Here is a 12779-nt window from a genome sequence, read left to right on the forward strand (position 1 = left end):
AACAGTCATATACCAGCCCAAACATCTTTTCCATATCGCCCTTCATCTTGCACACGATCCAACCAATTTCTTGCTTCTTGTTCACTGACTTCATGAATTTCTTGATATGCTTGACAAAGGGTATCTTCTACATCCGGAGCCATTTTACTTCCATCACCACATATATAAAGATGAGCTCCATTATCTAATAACGAAATTAAATTGATTCTATCTTGTTTTATTAAATGCTGCACATATGTTTTTGGATGTCCCTCTAGACGAGAAAAAGCTGTGTGTAAAGAGATTAATCCATCTCTTTCATCATTTTCTAGTTCTGTACGATAAAGATAATCTTTTTCAGGATGACGACAACCAAAATATAGATGTGCTTCTCCTAAGTTAATACCTTTTTGCTTTTGAACACGACGCGCTTGCAAGAATCCACGGAATGGTGCAATTCCAGTACCTGGCCCAACCATAATAATTGGTGTTTCTGGATCTTTAGGTAATTCAAAGTTTGATTGTGGCGTTCGAATGAAACAGATAATCTCATCTTTATTATGACGCTGAGCTAAGTAATTAGAAGCGACTCCTTCATATGTCCCTTCCCCACTCCATGCAGGCGCATTAACAACACCGACCGTAATGCTCAGACGATTCTGTGCAACGAGTGGAGAGCTTGAAATAGAATAGTAACGCGGTTTGAGCGCAGGAAGAAGTTCTAAAAAGCGTTCAAATCGGATTTCACAAGCCTCATACTTTTCAAGAAGGTCCAACATTGAAATCCGTTTCTTTAGTATTTGTTCATGGTAAACTCCTTCTTCTAATAATGCTTCCAATTCTTTTTTATGAGGAGGACATGCTGTGAATGTTACCATTTCTCGTATTTGTGCTCGAGTGGCTGCTTCTTGAACTTCAACACTATAACTAAGAAGGTCCAATAAACTAACAGGACTGTCTAAAGGTATGTGATTTATACTTCGTCCACTTGCACTCAGTATAACTTGATCCTTCCCATTTAATCCAAAACGTTTTAAAATTCGGTTGATATTTTTCTCGCTATTAACTGGCAACACTCCAAGGTGGTCTCCTTCTTTATATGTAGCGCCTTCTGGCAAGGATACCTCGATATGTCGTGTACTTCTATCACTACTGGATGATTGGAGTTCACGATTTTCTAGTATAGATGCATAAACTGCTTCATATGTTCGTGCAAGAGGAGATCCTCCAAGACGACTGACAAATTGCAAACTCAAAGTACTGCGCTCTTTTTCCATATTTTTGTTGAGCTCCAATCCAAATGCCTTCATTGCATCAGACCACATACTTTGTTTCCATTGCTCAAGCTGTTCCTCGAAATCACCACTTGCATCTGCTTCTCCGCGTTTAGAAAATCTTGTTGCTCCTTTTTGAGCCATCTGCTCATCAATGTACCTTGGAATCCGTTGATAGGTACTAGCCCAATTATGATCTCCACAACCAAAAACTGCGTATTGAACACCTTTTAGCTCATCCGGTTTTAGTTCCTCCAACCATTGCACAAACTGCCCTGCATTACTTGGTGGTTTTCCATTATAAGAAGAAGTCACAATAAGTACCGCTCCTTCTTTTGGCAAACTTCCAATTCGATCGTTAAGAGCTACCACTTCCGTTTGAACCCCTTCTAAACTAGCTGTATCCGCTAATTCTCTTGCAATACCTTCTGCTACCCCTGTATCCGAGCCATACAGAACAAGAAGCGAAAGATTATCGGCCCCAATAATAGAAGGTGTCTTCTGGACGTGTTGCTTAATTTCATGGTTTTTCAGCTTGTCCTCTGTAGGTGGAAGAGCAGTAGGATGGCTAATAGTTTGTTTTCGGGGTAGAATCCTAATCTTAAAATCACCGGGCTTTAGCGTTAATGTTTGTTTTACGTCCAGCTGATAGTTTTGATAATCGATTAATTCAAAATGTTGAAGAAGCATTCCCATTACAAGAGTGGCTTCATGAAGTGCAAATTGCATACCGATACATGCTCTCTGGCCATTTCCAAATGGCTTATAAGCATGATGAGGAACCTTATCCAGCTCTTCAAATCGTTCAGGTTGGAATTCTTCCACATTGTCTCCCCATGCATCTTTATCCCTATGTAGCTGTGGAATAAGAACAGAAATACGATCTTCTCCTTTCTTAATTGGGTATTTCCCGCCAATCACTGTATCTTCTTTTGCATAGAGACTGAATGCTGGAGCGGTAGGCCATAGACGCAGTGATTCATTTAAAATCATCCGTATATACTTCAGTTTCATAACTTGTTGGTATGTTGGAGTAGGATCTGTCAAAACACGGTCTACTTCTTCATAGGCTTTTTTCAATTTATCCGGATTCTTTAATAAAAAGTAAATTGCAAAAGATAACAATCCACTTGTTGTCTCATGCCCAGCTATTAAAAAAGTGATAATTTGGAAACGAATGTTTTCATCATCTAATTTTTCACCAGTTTCCGGATCTGACACATTTAACATACGGGAAAGTAAATCATTTTCTTCCTGATCTCCACTACTTTTACGTTCAGCAATAATATTATCTACTAAAGAAAACATAGATTGGATATCATGCTGAAATTGACGTTTCGTTCTCCACATAAGTTTGTCTTCTATATCCAGCCGCTGCAATTGGTGCATCGCCTCATCTAGAGCACGGGTCATGCTAGTAATAAAAGGATGAGGGGTCTCACGATAAAAGCTATTAAATCGGTAATTAAAACCACATAGACCAATTGTATCTAACGTAAGACGAGTCATATCCTCCGGAACATCCACGTTTTCATTCGGATTAAGCCGTGCCCATTTTTGAACGAGTTGTACAGCAATATCAACCATCATAGCATGGTAATCTTTCATTGCCCGTTGGCTAAATGTAGGCATCAAAATATTATGAGCTTTTTTCCAGTTAGGCTCGTGAGTCTCGCTTGTAAATAATCCGTCTCCAGCAAAGGCGCGAACTTTTGCTAAAGCACCCTCTATACTTTTATCGAACCGTGTTTCGTCACAGACTTCTGCTACCAGTTCATGTCCGGAAACGACAATAATGGTATCACTTAAAGTTTGAATTTGAAAAATGGGACCATACTCTTCCGCTATCTTGATAAAGGATAGGGTCGGTTTATCTTTATCGATTAATGGGAGATTACCCAGCGGTCCATATGTTTTCGGCTGAGGAATGGCAGATACTTTTTTTTCCATTTAAAACACCCTTTCAAAAAACCATGAAATAACATATCCCATTTAATAAAGAGGAAATAGCAACTAATCGCCTGGGATAAAGATATGTAATTGATTACCTTATTTTATCTTTTCCCTAACTATTCATGATTATGATATTACGTATAAGCTTGGCAATTAGATTTATAACTTGTAGAAAAATACTAAATTAAAATGAAGCGAATAAATATAGTTGGAGCCTTTTAATGTTGGTGTTAAAAGATAATCTAAACTTGTAATGTTTATGAGAAATTGCAAACGGATCTCATCTCTTGTATTTGTTTATAAAAACGATTATTTTGATTCATTTTCTTCTAAAACACCCCAAAAATAGAGAAGTTGACGAGCTTAAGATTGTAGTATTCGAAAAATCAGTAGTTTAGTTAAACCAATACGATAAGCAAGTATACCGTGTTACTAATGAAAGAGGACCTGATATGAACATCAGGTCCTCTTTTACTATATAATTATTTCCCTGCTTCTTTTAGTTCTTTTCCCATTTTAAATACCGGCGCCTTAGCAGCAAAAAACTTGTAGGAATCATTATCAAGCGTTTTATTTTTCTCTACCGATTTAGCTTCTCGACAGCTTCCGCACTTGTATCTACACGTTTAACGAAAAAAACTAATAGTAGTGCAACAACATTCATGCCAAGCGCTACATAAAACGAATATTGAATTCCAGATAATAAAGCCTTCTGAGTTACTATTGCCTTCGTAGTTTCTGTAAAGGTTGTTGGATCTATATGAGACATTAAACTTTCAGCTTTTGTTTTTGTTACAGAGTTCATAATCGTAACAAGAATAGCAGTACCAATCGAACCGGACACTTGTTGAGCCGTATTATTAACAGCTGTACCGTGCGGGTTTAAGCGAGTTGGCAATTGATTAAGACCATTTGTCATAAGTGGCATCATAACCATCGCCATCCCAAACATCCGCAGTGTGTAGATAAGAATAATATGTGTGTGACTAGAGTCAATTTGGAGACTTGCCAACATATAAGTTGAAACAGCTGTAATGGAAAGCCCCACTATGCCAAGAATCCGAGGACCATATTTATCAAATAGTTTACCTGTAATTGGTGACATAATCCCCATTATAACCGCACCTGGAAGCATCATCAGTCCAGAGCTCAGCGGAGAAATGCCACGGACGTTTTGTACATAAGCTGGTGTTAAAATCATACCCGAAAACATGGCCACCGCGTTGACAATTGCAATTACAGACGCAAGTGCAAACATTGGGTACTTGTAAACACGTAAATCCAATAACGGCTCATCCATTTTTAATTGACGAATAATGAAAGCAATTAGGGCAATTGCGCCTATGATTAAGGTTGTTAAGACAACTTTATTTGTCCAACCATCGGAGCTTGCAGAACTGAATCCATATAACAAACCGCCAAAACCGACAGAAGATAATAGTAATGAGAGATAATCAAGTTTTGCATTTTTGTTTTGTTTCATGACATTCTCAGATTTCCAAATCCCTAACAGTAAGCTAATGATTGCTAACGGTAAAATCATTTCAAAAAGCAAACGCCAGTCATAATACTCTACAATATAACCTGATAGTGTCGGCCCAATTGCTGGAGCTGTAATCATAACTAGTCCAAAAATCCCCATTGCTGTTCCCCTTTTTTCTCTTGGAAAGCTTACTAGCATAATATTCATTAACAAAGGTCCCATAACTGAAGAGCCTGCCGCTTGAACCATCCGACCAGTAAGTAATAAACCAAAGTTAGGTGCTACAGCCGCTAAGGCAGTACCAAGAATAAAAATCACCATAGATGTAATAAATAGGCTCCTATTCGAGAAACGCGTTATTAAAAATGCTGAGGCCGGAATTAATATACCACTTACAAGCATATACCCTGTAGAAAGCCACTGGATCGTTGAATAATCTTGAATGTTTAAATCTTTCATTATTGATGGCAAGGCTACATTTAAAAGGGAGTTATTTAGAAATGAAACAAATGCCCCAATAAAAAGGATTACAAGCATTACATATGGTGGTTTTCTTTTATGTAATGTTTCACTCATATATTTAATTGCCCCTTCATTATAAATTTCATTGATTCGTTTAAATCGTTTACATATTTGCACAAGAAAACATTACCCTTACAGTATTTTGCCAAACTCTTCGAATGGATATTCTCTTTTTAGCAATTCCACTTGCTCAACATACCATTTTAAAATCTTTTTGTTGATTAAACCTTTATAAAAATGTTTGTTAACGGAATTTAAATTAGGCTGAAATACAAAAAAGAAGCAACTGAAAATTCCCTTCTAAAATAAAGTGAAACTTTACATCAATGGGAATTTTACAGGCAGCGAGAAAAATCAAAAAGACTACGCACCCATTCCTTTAAATACAGGCTTGTAGATCTAGTTATGTAACCATCCATAAAAAGGAATATTACATAGGCTAAGTCTAACATTACATTTTTAAAGTGAGGAGAATAAGCGTATGGACCAATATTGGTATTTGAATTCAAAGGGAAATGGGCAACAATATACTAACCAAATTTCATTATATTCACAGCCCGAAATAACTACATCTGAGGTAATGAATGATTTGAAGCTTCCTGAGAATTGGAGTTACCGAGTCTATCCAGTTAGTTGGGATTCATCAGCCAATTATACGGGGTTCAATCCCCAACCTCCTCCCTTCTCTTGGGGGCAGCAGCCAATTAATTATGCAGAGATACTACCACAAGGTCACCCTGCTAATTGGACTCCATTACCAGGTCATGCAGGTTTTAATTTTCAAAAACCTCCCTTCCCCTGGGCGCAACCATTCAATCATACAGGGATGTTCGCACAAGGTCATCTCGCAGCTTTACTATCGCCGCCAGCTAAGGCTTTTAAATTCAATACCAATAACGGGGGTATTTTCGGAAACTCTCCAGGATGGGGTGGTCCGTGGGCCCCAATGGGATGGGGAAATAACGGAGGTAACGGTCAGCTAGGAATGCTTGGAAACTTACTTACAGCAGGAAAAGGTACCATGAGTGGAATAGGAATGATCAGTAGTCTAATCGGGATGGGGAAGTTCTTCTTTTAGTTAATTAGAACAGGAGAATGTGGCTGTAGCTTTAATCAGCCACATTTAAGGACAGTAATCTCCCACCTAACTTCCTAGCATAGCATTCGCGGAAATTTTAGATGGATATGTATTGTTACAAGTTACTGTTTTACTTTGAGTGCTCCTTTACTTTCTTATCAAGTGCCTTACTATAAGCATCTTTGTTTTCCTGTGATAACTCATAAATTGCTTTTTTCCAATGCTCTCCGTCTACACCTGATAAAAATTCAGTACCTTTCATTGTAGCTTCTTGAATCTTCTGTTTATCTTCTTTACCAGCATCCTTAATTAACTTCGTTGCTTTTCTTGCCTCTGTTACCCCTTCTTGTATGGATTTGTGAATGTCTTTGTATGTATCAGGTACTTTTATGTGTTCCATATTGTCTAAAATTTTATCTATCTCGTTTGATGTTTTTAAAACAGCTTTTGCTTTTTCTTTGTCCTTTAAGGATTCTCCTAAGTTTAGTAACAGTTCATCCTTCTTAAATTGGAACTCTACCACTTGCTCACATATGTAGTACGGATACTGTTGTTCAGAAATTACTGTTTTCGTTATTGCTTTACTAGTTTGCTCAGTCTTATGAGTAGAATCTTTATCTCCTACCTCGCATCCGACTAACAGCATAAACGGAACTGCTAACGTTACTAGTTTCTTTGCTCTCATTATGTATTCTCCTTGTAGAAAGTATTGTAAGTAATTAACATATCAAACTATAACATACATTACATTATGGTTCACTTCCATTACGCTTTTAAAATATAAAATACGAATACACCCCATAAGCCGCAAATAAGATTAATAGAATAGAAATGCCGAGTACCGTATATATAATCCATTTTAAATTTGAGTTCATATAATCCTCCCACCTCTCGACAATTCCAGTATATAACAAAAAAGCATTGGATACCCAATGCTTTTTACACTTACGCAAATAAAGAAGTATTCGCATATAAAGCTGGTGAACCACCTGAATGTACGAATAAAATATTGTCTTCCTTATTAAATTTATCTTTTCTAATTAAGTCGATTAATCCCGCTACTGCCTTACCTGTATACACTGGATCAAGTAAAATACCTTCTGTTTTCGCAAGTAACTGAACTGCCTCTACCATTTCCGGCGTTGGTAACGCATAGCCTGGTCCTACATATTCATCAAAGCACGTAACAGCGTCGCGCGAGATAAAGTTTGGAATACCAACATGTGCTGAAGTTTCATCTACAAGTTTTGCTACTTTCTCTTCTTGCTCAGCTTTTCCTCTACTTACGTTAATCCCGATTACAGGAATATGGCTTTGTGTTCCAGAAAAACCAGTAACTAAACCAGCATGCATACCGCCGCTACCACTTACACAAACAACTGAACTGAAATCAATTCCTTGCTCAAATGATTGCGCCATAATTTCTTGCGCACAAGCAACGTATCCCATAGCACCCGTAGGGTTTGATCCACCAACTGGAATTACATATGGTGTATTACCTTTTTCACTTACTTCTTGTGCTACTTTATGCATTTCTTCCATAAGATCTGCTCCGTTCGGTACAACAATGACATTTTCAGCACCTAATAAGTGATATAAGAAATAGTTTCCGTTAAAGTCTCTCTTCTCTTCTGGCTCAAGCCCTTCCTCTAATACAAGGATACATTTCATTTTTTCTTTTACCGCAGCTGCCAGTGTCAGGCGGCAATGATTTGACTGAATACCACCAGCTGTAATTAACGTATCTGCACCATTTTCCTGTGCATCTGCAACTAAAAATTCTAATTTTCTCGTCTTATTGCCACCAGCTGTTAAACCAAGTAAATCATCTCGTTTAAAATAAATAGTCGGGCCACCAAGTGCTTCAGAAAAGTTGTTTAACTTTTCAATTGGTGTATATGATTCTGTATATTTTTTTCTCGGGAATTTAGCTAAATTCATTGTAACGCTCCTTTTGTACTTCTTTCACAATATATGTAACGTTACTATTATTACACGTAAAAATGGTGAAGTCATCTTTCTCGGTTAAAAATGTATTAGAATTTCATTTTGATAAGTAAAACCGTATTAATGATTTTAACTTAATTACGGTACATGAAATTTATATCAACGATTTTTTAAATATATCGTTCATTCCTTTCAATATATCAACGATTTTTCAAATATATCTATCGTAACTTGCAATATATCAACGATTTTCTTAATATATCGATCTATCGACAAAAAACGACAGACAGGCAACCCCTTTCTCATCAACAAAAAAAGAGCCTACACATTCAAATGCAGACTCCCTCCAATCACTTATTTACCGAAAAACGAAGTAACTGTGTTAATCCCGGCTCTAAATTCATTTCACCTTTATGGCGTACGTATACGACTTTATCCCCATCAAATTTCGGAGGGTTTGCTTTACTATACGTATGCCACTCATTCGTTCCTTCTATAGAATACTCCATATATTCAGTTGCACCGACAATTATATTTTCACTATCATCTGCCGTTACATTTGGTGCCATCTGCGCAATTTTTGAATCACTAATTAATAACTTCTTTATATCCTTATCACGTTTGTAATCGTAAGCTGTCACAATTACATCGTTACCATATGCTTTCACTTGTAACCCTTGTTTAAATGAATAGCCATCTGGAGCAGTTTTCTCTCCTCCATTTGGTCCTGCTGACATCCAGCCCGTTTCAATCCCGCCCGTATTTACAACAGTAAATCCTTTTTTATCTCCGCCTGCAATTTTCTTTTTACCAGCCCAGTCCGGTAAGTTTAAATCCCAATGCGTATGACTCGTAAAGAAAACGACCTGCGGATAGTCTTTTAATATATCGTACAATTTATCCACGTTTAAATAATCTTGTAAATATGGTGATTGTCTTGATCCAGATACTGTATCAGGTAAAACGTGATGAGAGAAAATAAAGATTGGTTTATTTTTATCTTTTTGACTATACTCTTCTAAATTTTGTTTTAACCAACCTAATTGCTCATCACTCATATATACTTCATCCCACATTTTTGAATCGTGGTATTTCATATATTTTTCAGTTCCTAAAAATAAAAGTGGATAGCCATCTAATTCTTTTTTATGATATACCTTTTCTTGTCCACTAAATTTCAGATAGCGGTTAAATAAAGTTTCCTCAGTTACACCATTTGGCCATGTACTTTGAGAGAGTTTCCCATCTGCTGTCCATTTACCAGCATAAAACTCATGATTCCCAACAGTAGACCATACATTTTCTGGATGCTTATTTTTATTTAACACACGCTTTACATCATCATATTGTGACTGTTGTCCAGTCGGCGTTATATCCCCATTCATAATAAGCGCTCTAGAAAGTGGCGTTACTTTATTCATATCTTTTAATACGTGATCAAAATCTCCTAAATCACCTTGAATGTCACTAATAACATTAAAAGTTGTAGCTGATTTTCGAACTTGCTCTTTCCCTTCCGCATGTGCTGAAAATGTCGGTAATAATGCCGCCATAACTGCTAACGAAGCAACTGTCTTTTTCATACAAATTCTCCCCCTAATAATAGAATGTACAAACTGACATATTCTGCTTTCTCTTAGGTGCTTGTCCAATTCACATTATAAGGGGAGATTGTAAAGATTAATGGAATAAAAAATTAAGTGTTTTTTAAGAGATTTTGTCTTTTCTACACACTCCACAATTAGCAATTCGCGCCAATCTAGCTTTCTAGTCTTTAACATTACATAAATGTAAATGAATATGATGAATCTCTTAGTTTAATATGTTGTCTTTTTAATCTTTGTTATATAACCGCCACAAAATATGCTATCTTTTCAAGTTCTCTTTCTTTAATAAACGTTACTCCTCTTTTAATTAGCCTTAAAATTGTAAAGTGGCTTAATAATATGTTTAATATCAATTGTTTCTTTTGTATTCTCAATAATTTCATCCATTGGCTTATATACCATTGGTGCTTCATCTAAAGTACTTTCTGCAACAGATGTAGTCCAAACCTCTGTCATTGTATTTTGAAAATCCTCTAAGTTAAGTACTTCTTTCGCCTTCTTGCGACTCATAATACGCCCTGCTCCATGAGGGCCAGAAAAGTTCCAATCTGGATTTCCTTTACCAAATGCAATGATTGAACCATCTCTCATATTGATTGGAATGATTACTCGTTCATCTTTCTGAGCTGAAATAGCACCTTTTCTTAGAATCATATTGTCCATATCGATGTAGTTATGGATTGTAGTGAATTGATCTGTTACTTTCCAATCCATTGTAGTGACGATTTCATCAATCATTGCTTTACGATTTAACTCCGCATATTTTTGTGCAATTTTCATATCATTCATGTAATCTTTAAATCCTTGTCCTTCTAAATAAGCTAATTCTTTACGAATCACCGGTTTCTTAATTTCACGTAAAGCTTCATGTATTTCTTGTTGTCTGCCTTCTTTCGTTAAACGCTCAATAATTTCTTCTTTAATAGATTTAACGTTTATAAGTTGCTCGTAAGCAAAGTTTTGATAATACTCTGCTACTTGTTTCCCTAAATTACGCGAACCACTATGAATAACAATGTATACATTTCCTTCATCATCCTCATTCAGTTCGACAAAATGATTGCCCCCGCCAAGTGTACCAATACTTTTTTGAGCACGTTGCAATGTAAACGGGGCTCTTACACTATCAAAATCAATCATTTTTGAAAATCTATGTTCCTTATCTCGAATACGAAAACCACTTGGGACAAATTTACGTATCGTTTCGTCTAAGTAATCGAAGTTGATTTCCTCTTTTTTCTTATTAATTATAACAACCTCCATGCCACAACCAATATCGTACTTACCTCCCAGTTTCCTGAAAGTGTGGACTATACCTTCTCTACAGTCATCGAGATATGCAGTCTCTACTGTAGGCTCACCGTATTAATTATTCCTCTTCAACTCAAAATGGATGAGGAATAATTCTGTACCTTAGTCTGCTAACATGGTGCAAGTCTCTGAACCATTCGATTATGTCACCATAACCACTGGCTGCTGATTGCCCTCGTCTTTTATCGTTAGGGTTTCCAGTCAATTGAGTGAGTAGTTTAAAGTCTGAGCCGATTAGTTAACCCCGACTAAATTAGGAACAATCTTATCTTGAACTGTCATTGTTGTCCCAATCGTACAACCTGCGCCCGCATGTGTATCTGGCATAATACGGATCTTGCTATCCTTTACGAATTCTTGGTTACAAAGATCAATAATTTGACCTGCTGCCATTTTTTCTACATTCGTAGTATATACTTTCGCTTCATTGTATTTTCCTCGTAATTTCAACATCTTCTATTTCCCCTTTCCTTTAGTTTCTACAAAACATTAATTTATATATATTTATAATTATATTTTCCACCACTACAGCTCATTTCCTTTTTTATAAAAAAAGACACAGAGATTCCTCCCCATGCCTACTAATTTCCTACCTTTTCACCGCATGCACATAATGCACTGTCTCAAAAGCTTTCAAATAATCGTTTCGTCCTTCAAAATATAATTTATTTATGTCTTCTGGCGATAAATGTTCATAAATGAGTAAGCCCGCCTTCTCTAACAGTGCTTCCATTTCGGCATAAGAAAAACATGATTTCATCGGTTCTCCGCCTACCGCAGCCATTTTTACCATATTTTCAACTCGATTGGACAGTCCCTTTTCCGTAAACAAGTTTTCATCGGGATAATCGAAAACGATAGAACTTCCTGCCGGAACCACCTCAAATAAACATTCTATTAAACTAGAAAGTTCCTCTTTCGTTAAATAGTACGTTACACCTAATAGACTAAAGAACGTCTTTTTATTTTCAAATCCTTCATTGCGTAACTGTTCATAGGAAAATCCTTTCGTAAAATCCATTGAAACAAAATGAAGGTTATTTGGAACTTCAATTTCTACTTCTTTTATTCTTTCCTTCTTAAACGCCTGCGTAGAAGGATGATCCACTTCAAATATTTCTATTTTATTCTCTAACTCTCGGTTTCTAAAACTGAACGTATCTAAGCCTGCACCGAGTATGACGTATTGTTTCGCTCCTAATGTAATTTCATGTAGTAATACTCTTTCACAATATGCGGCACGTGCTAAAGGTGTTGGTGATAACTGAACTTGTGTAATCCATTTTAATATTTCTTTTGGATTGTCTTGAAACTGCTCTGCAATTTCTTTATTGAAAAAGTGAATCCCTTGAACCATGTTCGTTTCAATATTGTTACGTTCTTTTTGTGAAATGAAATCTTTAGCTACATAATCATTAAAGATTTTAGGACTATCAAATTCACTATGATACGCCCTTCCGAATGCTGATACTAACGACGTTACACTTGCTTCACCTTGTTTCACGCACATACACTCTCCTTCATTTTCACAACAAAAATAGGGTTCCCCTGGCCAGGAGAACCCTATTATACACCTTATTTTCGTATTGGTAAATTATAGCATAAATAAGTTTTTTTGTCAAGTT

At 36.4% G+C, this 12779-nt stretch carries 9 protein-coding genes; 1 reads left to right on the plus strand and 8 read right to left on the minus strand.

The features are described from left to right. Positions 1-5: 5 nt before the first annotated feature. Both cypD and N2V80_RS15945 read right to left on the minus strand, forming a co-directional pair. Entirely contained in the window at positions 6-3203 is a 3198-nt protein-coding gene (gene cypD, locus N2V80_RS15940; protein WP_000412774.1) for a bifunctional P-450/NADPH--P450 reductase, read from the minus strand. 583 nt (positions 3204-3786) lie between these two features. Beyond that, positions 3787-5265: a DHA2 family efflux MFS transporter permease subunit gene (locus tag N2V80_RS15945; protein WP_000005138.1), complete on the minus strand. Its 1479-nt coding sequence runs from the start codon at positions 5263-5265 to the stop codon at positions 3787-3789. Positions 5266-5692: 427 nt separating this feature from the next. Here N2V80_RS15945 and N2V80_RS15950 point away from each other — a divergent pair, with 427 nt between their 5' ends. Further along, positions 5693-6289: a hypothetical protein gene (locus N2V80_RS15950; RefSeq protein ID WP_000373139.1), complete on the plus strand. Its 597-nt coding sequence runs from the start codon at positions 5693-5695 to the stop codon at positions 6287-6289. 130 nt (positions 6290-6419) lie between these two features. Here the strand turns inward: N2V80_RS15950 and N2V80_RS15955 are convergent, their stop codons facing one another. The 6 genes from N2V80_RS15955 to N2V80_RS15980 form a co-directional block, all read right to left on the minus strand. Next, on the minus strand, positions 6420-6974 hold the full coding sequence (locus N2V80_RS15955) for a hypothetical protein (RefSeq protein WP_001201801.1): 555 nt from the start codon (positions 6972-6974) through the stop codon (positions 6420-6422). A 260-nt stretch (positions 6975-7234) separates the two neighbouring features. After that, positions 7235-8230 carry a D-cysteine desulfhydrase gene (locus N2V80_RS15960; RefSeq protein ID WP_001046619.1) on the minus strand — a complete coding sequence of 332 codons (996 nt, stop codon included), beginning with the start codon at positions 8228-8230 and terminating at the stop codon, positions 7235-7237. 356 nt (positions 8231-8586) lie between these two features. Then, positions 8587-9819 (minus strand): DUF4073 domain-containing protein, encoded by a 1233-nt coding sequence (locus N2V80_RS15965; RefSeq protein WP_061654910.1) that lies wholly within the window; start codon positions 9817-9819, stop codon positions 8587-8589. Positions 9820-10146: 327 nt separating this feature from the next. Further along, positions 10147-11106 (minus strand): RNA-splicing ligase RtcB, encoded by a 960-nt coding sequence (locus tag N2V80_RS15970; RefSeq protein ID WP_016111591.1) that lies wholly within the window; start codon positions 11104-11106, stop codon positions 10147-10149. 282 nt (positions 11107-11388) lie between these two features. Beyond that, positions 11389-11607, minus strand: a complete 219-nt coding sequence (locus N2V80_RS15975; protein WP_061654911.1) for an RtcB family protein — start codon at positions 11605-11607, stop codon at positions 11389-11391. Between the two features lie 136 nt (positions 11608-11743). Beyond that, entirely contained in the window at positions 11744-12664 is a 921-nt protein-coding gene (locus N2V80_RS15980) for an SAM-dependent methyltransferase (RefSeq protein WP_080450872.1), read from the minus strand. Positions 12665-12779 lie beyond the last annotated feature (115 nt).

The sequence above is a fragment of the Bacillus sp. FSL W8-0640 genome (genome assembly GCF_038007725.1).
In the GTDB taxonomy this organism is placed as follows: Bacteria; Bacillota; Bacilli; order Bacillales; family Bacillaceae_G; genus Bacillus_A; species Bacillus_A cereus.